Consider the following 20739-nt stretch of genomic DNA (forward strand, 5'->3'; position numbering starts at 1 on the left):
TGGTTTCTCGCGACGCATATGGGTTGAACGAAAGAGGCGCGAGCGTGTACGATGCCGTCTGTGGCGCGCCGGGCGTCGCATGAGCGCGGCGCCCAATCGGCGCCGCGTTTGCGTACGGAGCGTGACGAGGCAGGACGCGAGGTTTGATGCAAGGGCCGATGCAAGGCCAGGCAGACCGTCAGGCACGGCTTCATGAGAGAGCCACAGGCGACGCAAGCGGGCATGTTGTCCACGCCGTCTGTCATGACCGGGACCGTCTCCCCCAGTACTTCACAAGGATTCATTCAATGAGTGAACGCAGGATCGTCGTGCGCCAGTCGGGCGTGCACGGCAAGGGCGTGTTTGCGGCGGTCTCCATTGCCACCGGCGAACGACTGATCGAATACAAGGGCGAGCGCATCTCCTGGAAGGAGGCGCTGCGGCGTCATCCGCATAATCCTGACGAACCGAATCACACGTTCTATTTCGCGCTCGACGACGGCGACGTGATCGACGGCAAGGTGAAGGGCAACAGCGCGCGCTGGATCAATCATTCGTGCGCGCCGAACTGCGAAGCCGAGGAAATCGAAGGACACGTCTATATTCACGCGCTGCGCGATATCGCCGAAGGCGAGGAGCTCTTCTACGACTACGGCCTCGTGATCGACGCGAAGCAGACGAAGAAGCTCAAGCGCGAATACGAATGCCGTTGCGGCGCCCGCAAGTGCCGCGGCACGATGCTCGCGCCGCCCGACGACGACAAGTCTGCGAAGGGCGCGAAAGCGTCGAAGGGCAAGAACAAAAAGAAGAAGTAAGCGCCGCAGCGCGCGTCGCACCGTATCAAGCACAAGGGCCGCATGAGCGGCCCTTGTCGTTTTCCTGGCGCGTGCAGCGATCAGAGATCGATGCTCGCCTGGTGGGTCGGTTTCTTCTCGCGCGGCTCGCCGGCCTCGATCGTGCGCAGATGCGCGGTCTCGAAGGCGCTGGCCTCCTTGCTGTCTTTCCCGTCCTTGACGTCTTTGCCGCCAGGCGCGCTGCGGCGCGCGAGCGGCACGCGCACGATGAAGCGCGCGCCGCCTTCCGGCGCATCTTCGTAATGCACGCTGCCTCGATGCAGCGTCATGATGTCGTGGACGATCGCGAGGCCGAGACCCGCGCCGCTATCGACACCGCTTTCGCTCTGACCGTCGCCGCGGAAGAAGCGCTTGAAGAGATCCGCTTGCTGCGAAGCGGGCACGCCGTTACCGTTGTCCTCCACGACGATCTCGGCCATCGGCATGCCTTCCACGGAGGACTGCGAAACGGTTACGGTGATGCGGGCGCCTTCGAGACGCGCGGGCGGCAAATATTTGAGCGCGTTGTCGAGCAGGTTCGCGATGACCTCGTGCAGCAGCACGGGGTTGCCGCGCACCATCAACGGCGTGTCGTTTTCGGGATCGTCGAGACGCTGGAAGCCGAGGTCGACGTGGCTCGCCAGCGCCCGCGGGACCCACTCGGCGCCGGTCTCGAAGGCGAGCGCGGCCATGTCGATATCGACGAAGCGCGCGGCCTGTTCACCCGGCTCCGCACGCGCGAGCGAGAGCAGCTGATTCGACAGACGCACCGCGCGATCGGCGGCCGCACGCAGTTCGCGCACTGCGTCGTTGACCTTTTGCGGCTCACGTGCGTTGACGGCCTGCTCGGCGTGCAGCTTCACCGCGGTGAGCGGCGTACGCAGCTGGTGGGCGGCGTCGGCGATGAACTTGCGCTGCGCCTCGAGCGCGGTCTTCAGCCGGCCGAGCAGCGCGTTCAGCGCGCCAGTGAGCGGGCGGATCTCGACAGGCACGTAGGTCTCGTCCACGGGTTCGAGGGACGTGTGCGTCTGGCGGTTGAGCGAGTCGGCGAGGGCGGTGAGCGGGTTGAGTTGCTGGTTGACCACGCGCCACACGATGACCCAGCCGGCGAGCAGCAGGAGCAGCAACGGCATCATGATCGCGACGAGAAATTCGGCCGCGATACGAAAGCGATGATGCACCGGCTGACCGACTTCCACGACGATCGGATTGCCATTCGCCTGCGGCACGCGCACCTGGGCGACCCGCACGGTCACGCCCTGATAGAGCGTTTCGAACACGTACGCGTAGTGCATGCGGCGCACGTTGGTGCCTTGCAGCGGCAGGTCGTGGTCACCCGCGATTTCGGTTTCGCCGTTGCTGATGCGATAGACGAGGTGCTCGACGGGGTCGGAAAACATCGCCTGCGCGAGCGGCGGGACGGTGTTGGGGGCGTCGTCGCCGGCGATCTGGATCTGCCGGGAAATGGCCGTGGCGAGGTCGGCGAGCGAGCGGTCGACCACGTGCTGCGTGTACTGCCAGGCGAGCCAATAGGCGATCAGGCCGCTCATCAGCGCGAGCAGCGAAAGCGGGGCGGCGAGGCGCCGTAGCAGCGTGCGCCGCAGACTCGTTGCGGCAGGTGAGGACATGATGGCTTCGGGGCGAATGATGAATCGTGTGTGCGGCGGCGTGCGCTGCACGGAACCGATCCATTGTACGCGGGCCGCGGGCGTGGCGGCTGAAGTGCCGGTGAGACGTCAAAAACCGGCGCCATCAAGCGCAAACGGCGGCGGAATGATCCGCCGCCGCTGGCTGGCTCGGAAAACGAGGCGGATCAAGCCGCCTGGCGGATTTCCTGCAGCAGATAGCCGAAGCCGCGCACCGTGACGATCTCGACACGGCAGTTCTCGAGCTTCTTGCGCACTCGGTGCACATAGACTTCGATCGCGGTGTCGCCGAGGTCGCCGCCGAAGTGCGTGAGGTGGTCCTGCAGTTGCGCCTTGCTCACCACGCGGCCATGACGCAGCAGCAGCATTTCGAGCACGGCGAACTCACGCGGCGAGAGTTCGAGCGGCTTGTCGTCGTTGAAGATGCGGCGATCGACACCCGACAGGCGCACGCCGCCGAGCGACACTTCGGGGCGCGGCACGTCGCCGTGCGGGCCGCTGCGGCGCATCACGGCGCGAATGCGCGCTTCGAGCTCGGCCGGTTCGAACGGCTTGAGCATGTAGTCGTCGGCGCCGGAATTCAGGCCCTGGACGCGGTCGTTCAGTTCGTCGCGCGCGGTGAGCACGATGACGGGCGTATGCCGGTTGCTTTGGCGAAAGCGCGAAAGCAGCGTCATGCCGTCGATGCCCGGCAGCCCGAGATCGAGGATCACGAGCTCATGGCGATTCTGCGTGAGGGCCTGTTCGGCGAAGATGCCGTCGTGGACCATGTCGACCGTAAAGCCGGCTTGTTCGAGGCTGGACTGGATACCGCGTGCGATAGGGCGGTCGTCTTCGATCAGAAGGAGTCGCATGGGATTCGCTCAAGTACAATGGGTTTAGCGTTCAGGCACGCAGTTCGCGAAGCGTCGCTTGCTGTGGCACAGCCCGACGGTTGCGCGATCACGATCCACATGTCCGATATTTCGATCACCGAACTCGAAGCCGCGATCAACTTCTGGCGCAACCGCTCGCCTTCGATTGGCGATGAACTCGCGTTGTGCCAGGAGGCGAGTGCGCTCTCCAAGCCTTATGCGCTGCTGATTGTACAGCGTCAGAACGCCATATCACCGGAACGTTTAGACCCGATTGCCCGCGCTGCCTGGGAGTCTTACGTATCCATCAAGAATAGCCTTCAAAGCTGAAGGTTTGAAGGCCCGGCACCCTGCATTATGCTTTCACGGCGCGCTGTGCGCTCGTTGAGTGCGCTCGCCATGCGCACAGCGTACCCATGCTTAGTACCGCTGCTTATGCGCTGAGCGGTCCCGGAGCGATCGAATCGATAAAGCGGGCGAGTTCGATGTCGCGCGAGGTGAGGCCGTCGGCCTCGTGCGTGGAAAGCGTGATCTCGACGCGGTTGTAGACGTTGAACCACTCGGGGTGATGGTTCATTTCCTGCGCCTTGATGGCGACGCGCGTCATGAAGCCGAACGCTTCGTTGAAGTCGGCGAAGCGGAAATGGCGCTGGATCGCATCGCGGCCGGCGACGGCCTGCCAGCCGCGCAGGTCGGCGAGTTCGGATGCGCGCTCTTCGGATGTGAGTCGGTTGATCATCGTTGCACCTGTATTGAGCTTGAGGCCGGGCGTGAGCCGTTAGCCGATCAGCCATTTTTTCACGTATGGGGCACGCGTGCGAGCGCTCGCATCAAGGAAATGCGCGCTTGCTGCGGCGCAAAGTCCGCATGTCGTTCAGACGTCCCCGTCGTCGAGCCAGCCCTCGCGCGTACCGCGCGTGATGATCGTGTCGCTGTGCAGCACGTCGCCAGCCGCGTGCGGGGGCGCCGCGATGAGCGCCGCCGGATCAGCCAGACGCGACGCAATGCCGGCGCCCAGCGCGTCGAAAAGCTGCGCGAACGAGTCGATCACGAAGTAGGTCTTCTGGAACGTGTCGATGCGATAGCGCGTACGCAGCACACGGTCGAGGTCGAACGCGAGCCGGTTGGGCGCCGCGCTCTCCACGCTGTATAGCGTCTCGCCCTTGCTCGACACGATGCCGGCGCCGTAGATCTTCACGCCGTTGGGTGCACTCGCGTCGCGCATCAGGCCGAATTCCACCGTGTACCAGTAGAGCCGCGCGAGCAACGGCAACGCGCGCTCCTCGACGGCGAGCGCGGCGCGGCCATAGGCGTGAATCGCATCGGCGAAAGTGGGGTCGGTGAGCAGCGGGACATGGCCGAACAGGTCGTGAAAACAGTCGGGTTCCTCCAGATAGTCGAGCTGATCGGGACGGCGCATCCACCAGGTCACCGGAAAGCGCCGGTTCGCAAGATGCTCGAAGAAAATGCGCTCGGGCACGAGGCCCGGCACGGCCACGATGCGCCATCCGGTTGCGGCCATCAGGCGCTCGCTCACCTGCGCGAAGGAGGGAACGTGGGAAACATTCAGGCCGAGGCGCAACGCACCCTCCATGAAGGCGTCGCAGGCGCGGCCTTCGAGCAGGGCGCGCTGGCGCCGGTAAAGCTGGTCCCAGACGGCGTGGTCGGCCGCGCCGTAGCGCTCGAGCGGCTGGTCGATCGTGAAATCGGGACGGGTGGTGAGACCCGCGTCGAACTGCTCCTGCAGTTTCGCGGTGGCGGCGGCCATGTTCGTAACGCTCCACTAAAAAGGCTTGCTGTCATGCAAGTCTAGAGCGGATAGCGCGCGGAATGTGCGCGTACTCCATGGTTTGTGACTCAGATATGCAATAATCGAGCGCAATATAGTCAATTAATGCGGATTCCATTCATGCTTGAACTCGACCATTTCGATCTTGCGCTGCTCGACGTGCTGCAGCGCTTCGGGCGCGCCACGCATCAGCAGCTTGGCGAACAGGTGCCGCTCTCGCCCTCGCAGATCGGCAGGCGGCTGCAGCGCCTCGAGGCCTCTGGGGTGATTGACGGCTATCGCGTGGTGCTGCGGCCCGAAAAACTCGGGCTCGGCGTGACCGCGTTCACGAGCCTGAAGCTCAAGCATCACGGGGATTCGATCATCGAGCAGTTCCAGCAGCAGATCGACGTGCTGCCTGAAGTGCTCGAATGCCATGCCGTGGTGGGAGACGCCGATTATTTGCTGCGCATCGTCGCGCCCGATCTGAACGCGCTCTCGACGTTCGTCATGAAAAAGCTCATGCGCGTGCCCGGCGTGGACAGCGTGCGCTCGAACATCGTGCTCACCACGTTCAAGCGCAACGGGCCGCTGCCGCTCGGGCACCTGGAGCCGGGCGCGCCGGCGGCGTGAGTGGCATGGGAGTGATGGCGTAGCGGGCCGCAAGGGCCCGCCTGGCCAATTACAGGTGTCAGGCCGCGTTGGCCGTATTGAGCAGATCCACGTAAGCCACCGCGACGAGATCGCTCTCGTCCACGCCGAGCTTCGCGAACACCGCGTGCGCTTCGGCTTCGCCGCCTTGCTCGTCGTCCTCGGGGCCGAGCACCACTTCCAGCTCGACGAAGTCGCCCAGACCATCCACGCGGTCCAGATGGATGCGCGTGCGGCCCGCCAGATACACGTGGCGCTCCTTCGAGACGATGCCGCGCGTGGTGAGCGCCGTGGCGAGCAGCGAGTGCATCGCCTCGGCATTGGTGACGGGGCTGCGCGTGTAGTACGAGGCCTTCGGACCGTCGCGGTCGTCGCGCTGATAGAAGATCAACTCGGGCGGCGTGCCGTCGTCGAACTGGCGCAGCTTCAGGCGGCCGCGCGGTACGTCATAGAAGAAGTCCTGCTGGCGAAAGATCAGCGGCGCGTCGGTGGCGAGCTGGGAAGCGCGATCGCGCAGGGCGTCGAATTGACGGGCGCGGGCTTTGATTTCGATGTTGCGGGCCATGCAAGGCTCCTGTCGAACGAAGAGAACAAGGGGGGAACGATGGGAGAGGCTGGAAACGCGCCGCGCAGGGTGAGCACACCAGTGGGCGTGCCGAAAACGCAGAGCGAATTCCCAATCTATCAAAACTTGTGTGACAGCGCTGTTACGCGACCAGGCTTGCGCTTACGTCAGACATGAACGGCGCGCGCGTCTTCATGAGCGCGGCTCATATCGCCCACTGCGTTTCGATCGACTTGAGTGCCGCCGCGATGGTGGGCTCGTCGCGCCGCGCGGCGAGCGTGATGAAGGTGAGTTCCGTGGGCACCGTCACGCCTTCGACGATGGTGAGCCCGTGTGCGTGCGCTTCGGCGAGGGCCGTGGAATCGCGTGCGAGCGTGAGGCCCACACCCGACTTCACGAGATCGAGCATCGACGGCTCCTGGTCCACCTCCGCCACCTTCACGGGTTTGGCATGCGCCGCCTCGAACAGCGTGGTGAGCAGGCGGTTGTGCGCGGAGGCGGGCGGTGTCCAGATCCACGGCAGCGCGGCGAGCGCGCGCCAGTCGCGCGCATCCTTCACGCGGTCCTTCCAGCCCGCGGGCGCGAGCACGCGGTACTGAAAGCGCGTGAGCGTGATGACGTGGAAGGTCTCGGGGTCGGGCGCAGGCTGGCCGATGTAGTAGCCCACGTCGAGCTCGCGCGAGCGCACCTGGTCGAGCACCCAGCCTGACATGCCGTGGCGCAGCGCCGTTTCGATCTGCGGCCACGTTTCGACGAGCTGGCGCAGAAAGCCGCCGAGGCGCAGGAACGCCGGATCGAGAATCGTGCCGATGCGCAAGCGCCCACGCACCTCGTGCCGCAGTGCAGCAGCGGCGCGCTGAACGTCGCCGGCCGCGGCGAGCGCGCGTTCGGCGTGCGGCAGCAGCGCCTGGCCGTCGCGTGTGAGCGCGAGGCCGTGAGAGGTGCGCGTGAAGAGCGTGACGCCAAGCGCCTCCTGCAAATGCTTGATCTGCAGGCTCACGGCCGGCTGCGTGAGATGCAGATGGGTAGCCGCACGCGTGAGGTTGCCCTCGCGCGCGACCGTGACAAACGCTCGGAGCAAGGTCAGGTCCATATCCTGATATTAAACCGCCTTATATCGCTGTTGAGCATTAATCATTGGATCGCGCCCCAGCCTCGCGATTACGCTAATTAGATCGAGGCTTCACGACAAAAGAGGCACAGACATGGGCGAGACACATCAGAACGAAGCCGGCGTACGCATGCTGACCCACTTCGTCAACGGCAAGCCGCTGGCTGGAACGAGCGAGCGTCATGGCGACGTCTTCAATCCGGCGTTCGGCAAAGTGAGCGCGCGCGTGCCGCTCGCCACCGTGGCGGAAGTCGACGCCGCCGTTGCCGCCGCGCAGGCCGCGTTTCCGGCCTGGGCGGAGATGGCGCCCATCAAGCGCGCGCGCATTCTCTTCAAGTTCAAGGATCTGCTCGACCAGCATCACGACGAACTCGCCGAACTCATTACGCGCGAACACGGCAAGGTGTTCTCCGACGCGAAGGGCGAGGTGATGCGCGGCATCGAGGTGGTCGAGTTCGCGTGCGGCATTCCCAATCTGCTGAAGACCGACTTCACCGACCAGATCGGCGGCGGCATCGACAACTGGAATCTGCGCCAACCGCTGGGCGTCGTGGCGGGCATCACGCCGTTCAACTTCCCGATGATGGTGCCGTGCTGGATGTTCCCGATCGCGCTCGCGTGCGGCAACACGTTCGTGCTGAAGCCTTCGGAGCGTGATCCTTCCGCTTCAGTGCGGCTTGCCGAACTGCTCAAGGAAGCCGGGTTGCCCGACGGCGTGTTCAACGTCGTGCACGGCGACAAGGTGGCCGTGGACGCGCTGCTTGCGCATCCCGACGTCACCGCGCTGTCGTTCGTCGGGTCGACGCCGATCGCCGAATACATCTACACGGAAGGCACGAAGCACGGCAAGCGCGTGCAGGCGCTGGGCGGCGCGAAGAATCACCTCGTCGTGATGCCCGACGCCGATCTCGACCAGGCCGTCGATGCGCTGATCGGCGCGGCCTACGGCTCGGCCGGCGAGCGCTGCATGGCGATTTCGGTGGCGGTGGCCGTGGGCCATATCGCCGACGAACTGGTCGAGCGCCTCACGCCGCGCGTGAAGGCGCTGCAGATCGGCAGCGGCATGGACGGCGCCTCGGAAATGGGGCCGCTCGTCACGGGCGTGCATCGCGCGAAAGTGCAGGGCTATATCGAGGCGGGCGTGGCGGCGGGCGCGAAGCTCATCGTGGACGGGCGCGGCCACAAGGTGGACGGTCATGAGGACGGCTTCTTCCTCGGCGGCACGCTATTCGACGACGTGAAGACCGACATGAAGATCTACAAGGAAGAGATCTTCGGTCCGGTGCTTTCGGTCGTGCGCGTGCCCGATTTCGCGAGCGCCGTCGAGTTGATCAACGCTCACGAATTTGCCAACGGCGTGTCGTGCTACACCTCGGACGGCGGCGTCGCGCGCGCCTTCTCGCGCCAGATCAAGGTGGGGATGGTGGGCATCAACGTACCGATTCCGGTGCCGATGGCGTGGCACTCGTTCGGCGGCTGGAAGCGCTCGCTGTTCGGCGACCACCATGCCTACGGCGAGGAAGGCGTGCGTTTCTACACGCGCTACAAGAGCATCATGCAGCGCTGGCCCGACAGCATTGCCAAGGGCGCGGAATTCACCATGCCGGTGGCGAAGTAGGCGAGCGGTAGCCGGTCAGTTCGAAAGGAATCCGAAGCATTCGATACCGCCCGGCGCGGCAATCGCAGTTCAAAAATACAACATAAAGAGAGCGGTAATCGCTGGAGACACATCATGCCTGCACCGAGTGAAGCTCAGGCCTCGCGCCGCCTCGAAGGCGAATTCGACTATGTGATCGTCGGCGCGGGCACCGCGGGCTGCGTGCTCGCCAATCGCCTGACCGAAGACGCGGACGTTTCCGTGCTGCTCATCGAGGCGGGCGGCACGGACGACTACCACTGGATCCATATTCCCGTGGGCTACCTGTACTGCATCGGCAATCCGCGTACGGACTGGCTCTACAAGACCGGCGCGGAAAAAGGCCTCAACGGCCGCTCGCTCTCCTATCCGCGCGGGCGCGTGCTCGGCGGTTCGTCGTCGATCAACGGCATGATCTACATGCGCGGCCAGCGCGAGGACTACGACAACTGGGCGCGCGAGACCGGCGATTCCGGCTGGTCGTGGGACAGCGTGCTGCCCGTGTTCCGTCGCAGCGAAGACCATCACGGCGGCGCGAGCGAGTTTCACGGCGCGGGCGGCCAATGGCGCGTGGAGAAGCAGCGCCTGCGCTGGCAGATTCTCGAATCGTTCGCGCACGCCGCGCAAGAGCAGGGCATTGCCGCCACCGACGACTTCAATCGCGGCGACAACAGCGGCGTGGGCTATTTCGAGGTGAACCAGAAGCGCGGTGTGCGCTGGAACGCGTCGAAGGCGTTCCTGCGTGGGGCGATGAAGCGGCCCAACCTCACTGTCGTCACCGGCGCGCTCACGCAGCGGGTGATATTCGAAGGCAAGCGCTGCGTGGGCGTGGAGTATCGCGGCGACGTCGATTACGTCGCGCGGGCGCGTTGTGAAGTGATCCTGAGCGCCGGCGCTGTGAATTCGCCGCAATTGCTCGAGCTTTCCGGCATCGGCGACGCTGCCCGGCTCGCGCAGCTCGGCATTGGCGTCGTGCAGGATCTGCGCGGCGTGGGCGAGAACCTTCAGGACCATCTGCAACTGCGCATGGCGTTTCGCGTGAACGGCGTGCGTACGCTCAACACGGCCTCCGCGCACTGGTGGGGCAAGCTGATGATCGGCATGCAGTACGCGTTCTTCCAGAGCGGGCCGATGTCGATGGCGCCCTCGCAACTCGGCGCATTCGCGAAATCGGACCCGGGCGATCCCGCGCTCACGCGGCCCGACCTCCAGTATCACGTGCAGCCGCTTTCGCTCGACCGCTTCGGCGAGCCGTTGCATCGCTTCAATGCGTTCACGGCCTCGGTGTGCAATCTGCGGCCCACCTCGCGCGGCAGTATCCACGCCGTGTCGGCTGACCCCTCGCAGGCGCCCGCGATCGCGCCCAATTATCTTTCGACCGATCACGACCTGCGCGTTGCGGCCAACTCGATACGGCTCACGCGGCGCATAGCGGCTTCTGGTGCGCTCGCGCGTTACCAGCCGCATGAGATCCTGCCGGGGCTCGCGTTCCAGACTGAGGAGCAACTGCGCGAGGCGGCGGGCAACGTCGGCACGACGATCTTTCATCCGGTCGGCACCTGCCGCATGGGCCGCGCGGACGACCCCGACGCCGTGGTCGACGCGCGCCTGCGTGTGCGCGGCGTGGAGGGCCTGCGGGTGGTGGACGCGTCGGTCATGCCGACCATTACCTCGGGAAACACGAATTCGCCGACGCTGATGATCGCGGAGCGCGCCGCCGAGATGCTGCGCGCCGACCGCCGCGAGGGTGCGCGTGCGCAAACGGAGGCCGCCGCCGGTGTCACGCTGACGACCGCCTGAGGGCATGGAGCGACGCGCAAGATCGCGTCGATTCGAAGACTATTTGGGACGCGAGCGGAAGCGCTTCCGCTCGCGTGTTTCTGTACGTCTGTGAGCTACGGGTTTGCGGCGATCGTGCGCCTAACGTGCAGTCATCGTTCATCGTACTGTCGTCAACTGTCAGTCGTAATGTTCGCTGTCCTTGTGGCGCTCCCTTAAGTGCAAATCCCAATGATTGCGCTGCATCATTGGCGAGACAATGACGCGAAAGTCGGCAGGCGCGCGTTGCGCGCATCGGGAGGCGCGCCGCCACGTCCGCGCCGGACCTCACCGTGCACCACGAGTCACGGACGGTCTGCAGTGTTACGCCTTACCACGCTCGGAAGGGGACATGATTCTCGGCGACACGATTCTGGAGACGCGCGACCTCACGAAACAGTTCAAGGGCTTCACGGCCGTGAACGGCGTGAACCTGCGCGTGTGCCGCGGCTCGATCCATGCACTGATCGGACCGAACGGCGCAGGCAAGACCACCTGCTTCAACCTCCTCACCAAATTCCTCGTGCCCAGCGCGGGGCGCATCGTTTTCAACGGCATCGACATCACACATGAGCGGCCCGCGCAGATCGCGCGGCGCGGCATCATCCGCTCGTTCCAGATTTCGGCCGTATTTCCGCACCTCACGGCGCTCCAGAACGTGCGCGTGGGGCTGCAGCGCTCGCTCGGCACGGCCTACCACTTCTGGAAGAGCGAACGCACGCTCGCGGAGCTCAACGACCGCGCGATGGATCTGCTCACGCAAGTGGGCCTCACCGATTTCGCCGATGTGCCCACGGTCGAGCTGGCCTATGGCCGCAAGCGCGCACTGGAGATCGCCACGACGCTCGCGATGGAGCCCGAGCTCATGCTGCTCGACGAACCGACTCAGGGCATGGGCCACGAAGACGTGGACCGCGTGACGGCGCTCATCAAGAAGGTATCGAGCGGGCGCACGATCCTCATGGTCGAGCACAACATGAACGTGATTGCCGGCATCTCCGACACCATCACGGTGCTTCAGCGCGGCGAGGTGCTCGCCGAAGGCAGCTACGCCGAAGTCTCGAAGAATCCGCTCGTTGCCGAGGCCTATATGGGCAGTGCGGACGCGGCCCTCACGGGGGCGCACGCATGAATACGGTCACCGAACGCGAGACGACTGCGGCCGCCGGCGCGACCGAGAGCGCGAAGGCGCTGGAGATTGCGGGGCTGCAGGCGTGGTATGGCGAGTCGCACATTCTGCACGGCGTGGATCTGTCCGTCGGGCGCGGCGAGGTCGTGACGCTGCTCGGGCGCAACGGCGCGGGGCGCACGACGACGCTGCGCGCCATCATGGGGCTCACCGGGCGGCGCACGGGCTCGATCCGCATTGGTGGGCGCGAGACCATCCAGATGCCCACCTATCGCATCGCGCACTGCGGCGTGGGGTATTGCCCTGAGGAACGCGGCATTTTTGCGAGCCTCTCGTGCGAAGAGAATCTGCTCCTGCCGCCGCATATTGGCGCCAAGGGTGAGAAGCGGGCGAAGTTGGCGGAGGGCATGTCGCTCGACGAGATCTACGCGATGTTTCCCAATCTCGCCGAACGGCGCAACAGCCAGGGCACACGGCTTTCCGGCGGCGAGCAGCAGATGCTGGCCGTGGCGCGCATCCTGCGCACGGGCGCGAACCTGCTGCTGCTCGACGAGATATCCGAAGGTCTCGCGCCGGTGATCGTTCAAACGCTCGCGCGCATGATCCTCACGCTGAAGTCGCGCGGCTACACGATCGTGATGGTCGAGCAGAACTTCCGTTTTGCGGCGCCGCTCGCGGACCGCTTTTACGTGATGGAGCACGGGCGCATCGTCGAGCACTTCGGCACTGCCGAGCTCGAGGGCAAGATGCCGGTGCTGCACGACCTGCTGGGCGTTTAATTTTTTGGTCTGGTTTTGCGCGCGACGTGAGCGTGAGATGAGCGCCGCGCGAATCGCTTTGCCTCCGGTGTTCATGGAGTGTTCCTGATAATTACGCAACCAAGGAAGGAGACTGCAATGAAGAAAACCACGTTCGCGCGGCTCGCGGGCCTTTTTGCCGCCTCGGCAGCTGCGATGGCGTTCAGCGCGGGGAGCGCGCAGGCCGCCGACGACGCGGTGAAGATTGGCTTCATCACCGACATGTCCGGCCTTTACGCCGACGACGACGGCCAGGGCGGCCTCACGGCGATCAAGATGGCGGTCGCGGACTTCGGCGGCAAGGTCCTCGGCAAGCCGATCCAGATCGAGTACGCCGATCACCAGAACAAGGCCGACATCGCCGCTTCGAAGGCGCGCGAATGGTTCGACCGTGACGGGCTCACCATGCTGCTCGGCGGCACGAACTCGGCGACGGCGCTGGCGATGAACCAGGTCGCGCAAGAGAAGAAGAAGGTGTACTTCAACACGGGCGCGGGCACGGACGCACTGACGAACGAGCAGTGCACGCCGTACACGGTCCACTACGGCTATGACACGGTCGCGCTCGCGAAGGGCACGGGCCTCGCGGTGCTCAAGCAGGGCGGCAAGAGCTGGTTCTTCCTGACCGCCGACTACGCGTTCGGCAAGTCGCTCGAGAAGAACACCGCGGACGTCGTGAAGGCAAACGGCGGCCAGGTGCTCGGCGAAGTGCGCCATCCGCTCTCGGCGTCGGACTTCTCGTCGTTCCTGCTGCAGGCGCAAGCCTCGAAGGCGCAGATCCTCGGCCTCGCGAACGCGGGTGGCGACACGGTCAACGCGATCAAGGCCGCGAAGGAATTCGGCATCAACAAGACGATGAAGACCGCGGCGCTGCTGATGTTCCTGCCCGACGTGCACAGCCTCGGACTCGACACCACGCAGGGCCTCGTGCTGACGACCGGCTGGTACTGGGACCAGAACGACGACACGCGCAAGTGGGCGCAGCGCTACTTCGACCAGACGAAGAAGATGCCGTCCGAACTGCAGGCGGCTGACTATTCGGCGGTGACGACGTATCTGAAGGCGGTGCAGGCGGCCGGCACGACGGATTCCGACAAGGTCATGGAGCAGCTCAAGAAGACCAAGGTCAACGACTTCTATACCAAGGGCGGCTACATCCGCCAGGACGGCGTGCTGATCCACGACATGTATCTCGTCGAGGTGAAGAAGCCGTCCGAGTCGAAGCGTCCGTGGGACTACTACAAGGTGCTGCAGACGATCCCGGGCGAGCAGGCCTATACGACGAAGCAGGAGAGCAAGTGCGCGCTGTGGAAGTAAGCGCGAGCGCGTAAATGCTGCAGTCGTATGCCGCGCCCGGCGCCCCCAAGGTGGGTGCGCCGGGCGCGGCATGATTGCGCAATCCGTCAATGCATTAATGCGTCAATGGGCGGCTTTCATGACGATTTTTGGCATTCCGCTTCCGGCAATGCTGAGCCAGTTGCTGCTTGGGCTCGTGAACGGCTCGTTCTACGCGATCCTGAGCCTCGGTCTCGCGGTGATTTTCGGCATGCTCAACGTGATCAACTTCGCCCACGGCGCGTTGTTCATGCTGGGCGCGATGCTCACGTGGATGGGGCTCGCGTACTTCAATCTGCCGTACTGGGTGATGCTCGTCGTCGCTCCACTCGTGGTCGGCCTGTTCGGCGTCGTGATCGAGCGCACGATGCTGCGCTGGCTCTATCGGCTCGATCATCTGTACGGACTCCTGCTCACTTTTGGTCTCACGCTCGTGGTGGAGGGCGTGTTCCGGTCGATCTACGGCTCGTCGGGGCAGCCTTATGACGTACCCGATCTGCTCGCGGGCGCGACGAATCTCGGCTTCATGTATTTGCCCAACTATCGCGCGTGGGTGGTGGTGGCTTCGCTTGCCGTGTGTTTCGCGACCTGGTTCGTGATCGAAAAGACACGTCTGGGGGCGTATCTGCGCGCTGGCACGGAGAATCCCAAGCTGGTCGAGGCGTTCGGCATCAACGTGCCGCTCATGATCACGCTCACCTACGGCTTTGGCGTCGCGCTCGCGGCGTTCGCAGGCGTGCTCGCCGCGCCCGTGATCCAGGTGTCGCCGCTCATGGGGCAGTCGATGATCATCACCGTGTTCGCCGTGGTCGTGATCGGCGGCATGGGTTCGATCATGGGCTCGATCCTCACCGGCCTCATGCTCGGCGTGATCGAAGGTTTCACGCGGGTGTTCTGGCCCGAGGCCTCCGCGACCGTGGTGTTCGTAATCATGGCGATCGTGCTGCTGATTCGCCCCGCTGGTCTCTTCGGCAAGGAACGATGATGCAAAGAAAAGCGCTCTATGGTTTGTTGCTGATCGGGCTGATCGTCGCGCCGTTCGCCGGCGCCTATCCGCTCTTCGTGATGAAGGTGCTGTGCTTCGCCCTGTTCGCCGCGGCGTTCAACCTGCTGATCGGCTACACGGGCCTGCTCTCGTTCGGCCACGCGATGTTTCTCGCGAGCGCCGGCTATACGGCCGGCTACGCGATCCAGTCGCTCAACTTCACGCCCGAGGTGGGCGTGCTCGCGGGCACGGCGGTGGCCACGGTCCTCGGGCTCGTGGTAGGCATCTTCGCGATTCGCCGGCAGGGCATCTACTTCTCGATGGTCACGCTCGCGCTCGCGCAGATGGTCTACTTCGTGTTCCTGCAGGCGCCGTTTACGCATGGCGAAGACGGCCTGCAAGGCGTGCCGCGCGGCAAGCTGTTCGGCGTGCTTTCGCTCGACTCCGATCTCTCGCTCTACTACGTCGTGCTCGTCGTGATGGTGCTCGCGTTCGGTCTGATCGTTCGCATCGTGCATTCGCCGTTCGGGCAGGTGCTCGTGGCGATCAAGGAGAACGAGCCGCGCGCCGTATCGCTTGGCTACGACACCGACCGCTTCAAGCTGCTCGCGTTCGTGTTGTCGGCGGGGCTCGCGGGTCTGGCCGGCGCGCTGAAGGTACTCGTGCTCGGCTTCGAGACGCTCGGCGACGCGTACTGGACCATGTCCGGCCTCGTGATCCTCATGACGCTCGTGGGCGGCATGGGCACGCTGTTCGGGCCGCTGCTTGGCGCCACGCTCATCGTCGCGCTGGAGGACCGGTTGGGCGACATCGGCACGGCGCTCGCAAGAGGGACGGGCGTAGAGTGGTTCCGCTCACTCGGTGAGTCCACAACGATCGTCACGGGCATCATTTTCATTGCCTGCGTGCTGGCGTTCCGGCGCGGCATTGTCGGCGAGATCGTGGCGCGCGTGCGGCCCCTGCGCGCGTGACGGACTGGCGTGCCAGGACTGCTCCGGACTGCGATAGAATGGTCGCTCACCGGCCCGATCTGGCGAAAGCCGAGCAAAGATGTCGCGCTGCGGCATGCCGCAGGGGCGCGCCGTGCGACAAATCTGTGGCGACGCGCCCCAATTCGGTGCCGCACTGCACCACTAGGGTAAATGCTAGTTGCTGCAGAGGGGGGTGAAGTTTAAAGTTGCACCTAGTTCTGATGCACCGAATTTGCAGGTGGAGAACGAGGAGACAACTGAGGCACCAAGTGCCCGGACAAGGAAGCGCTGTTGGATGAGAGTCCAACAGCGCTTTTTATATTTCTGCGCGCCTTTTTTCAACGGCGGGCCGATTATCTTTTCTCCGATGCGGCGGCCGCTCGACCTACGCACTTTCGGCACTTTCGGCACTTTCGCACGCGCCGATTATCCCTTCCCAAATTACGCAAATCAGGCCACACAGCCGGCTTCGCCCGCTGCACAAGCGTTTGGGCATTACGCAAAGCGAGCGCGCAATTGCCCTCACTGTAAGCTGATGGAAAGCGCTTGCCATCTGAATACGCAGACCGCTACACTCGCCAATCACCGACCATGCGGTCAGCATTTTTGCGTTGATTTCCCGCAGCCGATTATCGATTTGCCTTTGAGGTAATTGGCCGCGGCACGCCACAAAATCCGTAGCAATAAAGAAAACGAATATCGAAGGAGTGGAGATGCAGTTGGTTTTGCGCTGGATGGGGGCGGCTTGTGTCGCGACCGGGATGCTCGCGGCGACGGCCGGCGGGGCGTATGCAGATGTGAAGATCGGTGTGACGCTGTCGGCAACGGGGCCGGCTGCCTCGCTCGGGATTCCGGAAAAGAACACGGTTGCGCTGCTGCCGAAGGAAATCGCGGGCCAAAAAGTCGATTACATCGTGCTCGACGACGCCACGGATTCGACCCAGGCGGTGAAGAACGCGCGCAAGCTCACGAGCGAAGATCATGTCGACGCCTTGATCGGCTCGACTGTCGTGCCCAACTCGCTTGCCATGATCGACGTGGCTGCGGAAACGTCCACGCCGATGATCTCCATGGCCGCAGCGGCGTCCATCGTCGAACCGATGGATGCCAAGCGCTCGTGGGTCTTCAAGACCCCGCAGAACGACGCGCTGATGGCCGGCGCCATCGCGCAGCACATGGCCGCGCACGGCGTGAAGACGGTGGCCTTCATCGGCTTCGCAGACGCCTATGGCGAGAGCTGGTACAAGGAATTCAGCGCGGCCGCCGCAAAGCAGAACATCAAGGTCGTCGCGAACGAACGCTTTGCGCGTAACGACGCCTCGGTCACGGGCCAGGTGCTCAAGATGATCTCGCAGCACCCCGACGCGGTGCTCATCGCGGGTGCGGGTACGCCGGCCGCGTTGCCGCAGAAGACGCTCAAGGAGCGCGGCTACGCGGGCAAGTACTACCAGACGCACGGCGTGGCCAACAACGACTTCCTGCGCGTATGCGGCAAGGACTGTGACGGCACGTATCTGCCCGCAGGGCCGCTGCTCGTCGCCGATCAATTGCCTGATTCGAATCCCGTGAAGCAATCGGCGCTTGCCTATAAGGCCGCGTACGAAAAGGCCTATGGCGCAGGCTCGATCTCGACTTTCGGCGGTCACGCGTGGGACGCGGGCCTCTTGCTCCAGCACGCGATTCCGGTCGCTCTGAAAGCCGGCCAGCCGGGCTCGAAGGCCTTCCGCGAAGCGCTGCGCGCCGCGCTTGAAAACTCGCATGACGTCGCAGGCGCGCACGGCATCTTCAACATGAGCGCGACGGACCACGCGGGTCTCGACCAGCGTGCCCGCGTGATGGTGGAGATCGTCGGCGGCAAGTGGAAACTCGCAGGCGATTGAGCGCCGGTTGAATGACACACGAAACACAAAAAGGCACGCTCATTCGAGGTGCCTTTTTTGTTGCCGTCGCAACAGATTCGCAGCAGCAGGGAAAGCAGTAAAGGCAAGGCAGCAGGCAGTCGATAAAAAGGGAAAGCGCACCCACGCGCGCGGCGGCTTGTGCGGCGCCGCAGGCAGGGAAAACCATGCATTACACGCGCGATCCCGATTACTACACTCAAAGGCCGGCGCCGATTCACGAACATCCTAGTAATCGGCGCAGGATCAATCGACAACACGCAGACCAAGCGTTTGGAGACGCGCAATGAAAACGAAGAAGTGGGTTTTGAGCTCGATTAGTGCCGGACTCGCAGCGGCGCTGATGGGCACGGCGGGCATCGCCGCCGCGCAGGTGAAGATTGGCGTGACGCTCTCGGCAACGGGGCCGGCCGCGTCGCTCGGCATTCCGGAGAAGAACACCATCGCGCTGCTGCCCAAGGAAATCGCGGGCAAGAGCGTGCAGTACATCGTGCTCGACGACGCCTCGGACACGAGCAAGGCAGTGCAGAACACGCACAAGCTGATCGACGAAGACCACGTGGACGCCATCATCGGCTCGTCGGTCACGCCGAATTCGCTCGCCATGCTCGACGTCGTCGCGCAGGGCAAGACGCCGATGATCTCGCTCGCAGCGTCCGCCGCGATTGTCGAGCCGATCGACGCGAAGCGTCAGTGGGCCTTCAAGACGCCGCAGAACGACAGCTTGATGGCCGACGCGCTCGCGAGCTACATGGAGAAGCAGGGCGTGAAGACGGTGGGCTTCATCGGCTTCACCGACGCCTACGGCGACAGCTGGCTCAAGGAGTTCAACGCAGCGGCCGCGAAGCACAACCTCAAGGTCGTGGCGAGCGAGCGCTATAACCGCACCGATTCGTCGGTGACGGGCCAGGCGCTCAAGCTGATGTCGGCGAACCCCGATGCGATCCTGATCGCAGGTTCTGGCACGCCAGCGGCGCTGCCTTCGACCACCCTCAAGGACCGCGGCTACAAGGGCAAGGTGTATCAGACGCACGGCGTGGCAAATAACGACTTCCTGCGCGTCTGCGGGAAGGATTGCGAGGGCGAACTGCTGCCCGCAGGCCCGATTCTCGTGGCCGATCAGTTGCCCGATTCGAACCCTGTGAAGAAGTCGGCGCTGGCCTACAAGACGGCCTATGAGAAGGCCTATGGCGTTGGCACGGTGGCGACCTTCGGCGGTCATGCATGGGACGCCGGCCAGTTGCTCCAGCGCGCGATTCCGGTCGCGCTGAAGGCGGGTCAGCCTGGCACCGAGGCGTTCCGTGTGGCGCTGCGCGCCGCGCTCGAAAACTCGCAGGACGTGGCGGGCGCGCATGGCATCTTCAACATGAGCGCGACGGATCATGCGGGCCTCGACCAGCGCGCGCGCGTGATCGTCGAGATCGTCAACAACAAGTGGAAGCTGCAGAGCGAATAACGTGCTGCGCACGGGAAAGCGCCGCGCGTTTTCCCGTGAAACACGCGCGCGTGTCACGGCGTCATTCTGGCCACTGACAATCGAGCACAAGCAGGAACAAGCATGACCGGTGTGCCGCTTCTTCGCTGCGCACCGGCTTTTCACACATCAGGTCCGAACCGCGCGCTCGCCGGTTCGTTTCACGCCAGCATTTCCGTTTTTTCGACGTCGCTGTTTTCCAGGTTCCAGAAGGTTTCAGGAAGAGGGGAGTATGGATTTATCGATCGCCGCGATCCTCGCGCAGGACGGCATCACCACCGGTGCGATCTATGCGCTGCTAGCGCTCGCCCTGGTGCTGGTGTTCTCCGTTACGCGGGTGATCTTCATCCCGCAGGGCGAATTCGTTTCGTATGGCGCGCTGACGCTCGCCGCGCTGCAATCGCAGAAGTTTCCCGCCACCTGCTGGCTGCTCGTCGCGCTCGGCGCGGCGTGCTTCGTGGTCGAGACCGCCGGGCTCGTGCGTCACGCCGAGCGGCGTCGCCACGCGGCGCGCACGCTCGTGACGCTTGCAGGCAAGTATCTGCTCTTTCCCATTGCGCTCTATGCGGTGACACGCGGCCTAGCGAGCCAGCAGTTGCCCATGCTCGTACAGATCGCGCTCACGCTTGCGATCGTCGTGCCGATGGGGCCGTTCATCTATCGCCTCGCGTATGAGCCCATCGCCGAAGCGACCACGCTGCTGCTCCTGATCGTTGCGGTGGCTGTGCACTTCGCGATGGTGGGCCTCGGGCTCGTGATGTTCGGCGCGGAAGGCTCGCGCACGAACGCATTCTCCGACGCCAACTTCAACGTCGGCAGCCTGTCGATCTCGGGCCAAAGCCTCTGGGTGATCGGCACGGCCGCCGTCTTGATCGTCGCGCTGTATCTCTATTTCGATCGCACGATCTCGGGCAAGGCGTTGCGCGCGACCTCGGTGAACCGGCTCGGCGCGCGGCTCGTCGGTATCGGCACTACGCAGGCCGGGCGGCTCGCGTTCACGCTCGCCGCGGGCCTCGGTGCGCTGTGCGGCATCCTCGTCTCGCCACTCACCACCATCTACTACGACTCGGGCTTTCTGATCGGCCTCAAGGGCTTCGTAGGCGCCATTATCGGCGGCCTGGTGAGCTATCCGCTGGCTGCGGCAGGTTCCGTGCTCGTGGGCCTGCTGGAGTCTTACTCGTCGTTCTGGGCGAGCTCTTACAAGGAAGTGATCGTGTTCACGCTGATCATCCCCGTGCTGCTGTGGCGCTCGCTCTCGACGCCGCACGCCGAAGAGGAAGAGGAGTGAC

General features: G+C 64.3%; 18 protein-coding genes and 1 pseudogene. 13 read left to right on the top strand and 6 right to left on the bottom strand.

What is annotated here, in order from left to right; translation table 11 throughout:
- Positions 1-287: 287 nt before the first annotated feature.
- A complete protein-coding gene (locus tag E1N52_RS13745; RefSeq protein ID WP_133183329.1) occupies positions 288-794 on the top strand; it encodes an SET domain-containing protein in 507 nt (168 codons plus the stop codon).
- Positions 795-874: 80 nt separating this feature from the next.
- On the opposite strand, the gene E1N52_RS13750 is transcribed toward E1N52_RS13745, so the two are convergent.
- Together E1N52_RS13750 and E1N52_RS13755 are read right to left on the bottom strand one after the other, a co-directional pair.
- Complete coding sequence (locus E1N52_RS13750) at positions 875-2440, bottom strand: sensor histidine kinase (protein WP_133183330.1); 1566 nt, start codon at positions 2438-2440, stop codon at positions 875-877.
- 185 nt (positions 2441-2625) lie between these two features.
- Entirely contained in the window at positions 2626-3312 is a 687-nt protein-coding gene (locus E1N52_RS13755) for a response regulator transcription factor (protein ID WP_027815974.1), read from the bottom strand.
- A 99-nt stretch (positions 3313-3411) separates the two neighbouring features.
- Between E1N52_RS13755 and E1N52_RS13760 the strand changes: the two genes are divergently transcribed.
- The gene (locus E1N52_RS13760) at positions 3412-3642 is read left to right on the top strand and encodes a DUF3717 domain-containing protein (RefSeq protein ID WP_028203283.1); all 231 of its coding nucleotides are present in this window, start codon (positions 3412-3414) and stop codon (positions 3640-3642) included.
- A gap of 103 nt (positions 3643-3745) precedes the next feature.
- On the opposite strand, the pseudogene E1N52_RS13765 reads toward E1N52_RS13760, so the two are convergent.
- Both E1N52_RS13765 and phhA read right to left on the bottom strand, forming a co-directional pair.
- Positions 3746-4060: pseudogene (locus E1N52_RS13765) on the bottom strand (4a-hydroxytetrahydrobiopterin dehydratase); the annotation flags it as partial.
- Between the two features lie 126 nt (positions 4061-4186).
- Positions 4187-5080, bottom strand: coding sequence for a phenylalanine 4-monooxygenase (gene phhA, locus E1N52_RS13770; RefSeq protein ID WP_133183331.1), 894 nt, complete (start codon positions 5078-5080; stop codon positions 4187-4189).
- Positions 5081-5221: 141 nt separating this feature from the next.
- Between phhA and E1N52_RS13775 the strand changes: the two genes are divergently transcribed.
- A complete protein-coding gene (locus E1N52_RS13775; protein ID WP_028203286.1) occupies positions 5222-5713 on the top strand; it encodes an Lrp/AsnC family transcriptional regulator in 492 nt (163 codons plus the stop codon).
- A 58-nt stretch (positions 5714-5771) separates the two neighbouring features.
- Here E1N52_RS13775 and E1N52_RS13780 read toward each other — a convergent pair whose 3' ends face one another.
- Positions 5772-6296, bottom strand: coding sequence for a class IV adenylate cyclase (locus tag E1N52_RS13780; protein ID WP_133183332.1), 525 nt, complete (start codon positions 6294-6296; stop codon positions 5772-5774).
- A 205-nt stretch (positions 6297-6501) separates the two neighbouring features.
- Positions 6502-7389 carry a LysR family transcriptional regulator gene (locus E1N52_RS13785; protein ID WP_133183333.1) on the bottom strand — a complete coding sequence of 296 codons (888 nt, stop codon included), beginning with the start codon at positions 7387-7389 and terminating at the stop codon, positions 6502-6504.
- 112 nt (positions 7390-7501) lie between these two features.
- On the opposite strand from E1N52_RS13785, the gene E1N52_RS13790 reads away from it, so the two are divergent.
- The 10 genes from E1N52_RS13790 (at position 7502) to E1N52_RS13835 (ending at position 20738) form a co-directional block, all read left to right on the top strand.
- Positions 7502-9025, top strand: a complete 1524-nt coding sequence (locus tag E1N52_RS13790) for a CoA-acylating methylmalonate-semialdehyde dehydrogenase (protein ID WP_133183334.1) — start codon at positions 7502-7504, stop codon at positions 9023-9025.
- A gap of 114 nt (positions 9026-9139) precedes the next feature.
- The gene (locus E1N52_RS13795; protein WP_133183335.1) at positions 9140-10843 is read left to right on the top strand and encodes a GMC family oxidoreductase; all 1704 of its coding nucleotides are present in this window, start codon (positions 9140-9142) and stop codon (positions 10841-10843) included.
- A 370-nt stretch (positions 10844-11213) separates the two neighbouring features.
- Complete coding sequence (locus tag E1N52_RS13800; RefSeq protein WP_028203291.1) at positions 11214-11993, top strand: ABC transporter ATP-binding protein; 780 nt, start codon at positions 11214-11216, stop codon at positions 11991-11993.
- Positions 11990-12769, top strand: coding sequence for an ABC transporter ATP-binding protein (locus E1N52_RS13805; protein ID WP_133183336.1), 780 nt, complete (start codon positions 11990-11992; stop codon positions 12767-12769). Before E1N52_RS13800 ends, E1N52_RS13805 begins: the two co-directional genes overlap by 4 nt.
- 117 nt (positions 12770-12886) lie before the next feature.
- Positions 12887-14104, top strand: a complete 1218-nt coding sequence (locus tag E1N52_RS13810; RefSeq protein WP_133183337.1) for an ABC transporter substrate-binding protein — start codon at positions 12887-12889, stop codon at positions 14102-14104.
- A 118-nt stretch (positions 14105-14222) separates the two neighbouring features.
- A complete protein-coding gene (locus E1N52_RS13815; RefSeq protein WP_133183338.1) occupies positions 14223-15107 on the top strand; it encodes a branched-chain amino acid ABC transporter permease in 885 nt (294 codons plus the stop codon).
- Entirely contained in the window at positions 15107-16078 is a 972-nt protein-coding gene (locus E1N52_RS13820) for a branched-chain amino acid ABC transporter permease (protein ID WP_165979385.1), read from the top strand. Before E1N52_RS13815 ends, E1N52_RS13820 begins: the two co-directional genes overlap by 1 nt.
- 713 nt (positions 16079-16791) lie before the next feature.
- The gene (locus E1N52_RS13825) at positions 16792-17958 is read left to right on the top strand and encodes an ABC transporter substrate-binding protein (RefSeq protein WP_133183340.1); all 1167 of its coding nucleotides are present in this window, start codon (positions 16792-16794) and stop codon (positions 17956-17958) included.
- Between the two features lie 304 nt (positions 17959-18262).
- Entirely contained in the window at positions 18263-19432 is a 1170-nt protein-coding gene (locus tag E1N52_RS13830) for an ABC transporter substrate-binding protein (protein ID WP_133183341.1), read from the top strand.
- Between the two features lie 250 nt (positions 19433-19682).
- Positions 19683-20738: a branched-chain amino acid ABC transporter permease gene (locus E1N52_RS13835; RefSeq protein WP_133183342.1), complete on the top strand. Its 1056-nt coding sequence runs from the start codon at positions 19683-19685 to the stop codon at positions 20736-20738.
- Position 20739: the final 1 nt, after the last annotated feature.

Origin of the sequence: Paraburkholderia guartelaensis, from assembly GCF_004353905.1 — a bacterium.
Classification (GTDB): Bacteria; Pseudomonadota; Gammaproteobacteria; order Burkholderiales; family Burkholderiaceae; genus Paraburkholderia; species Paraburkholderia guartelaensis.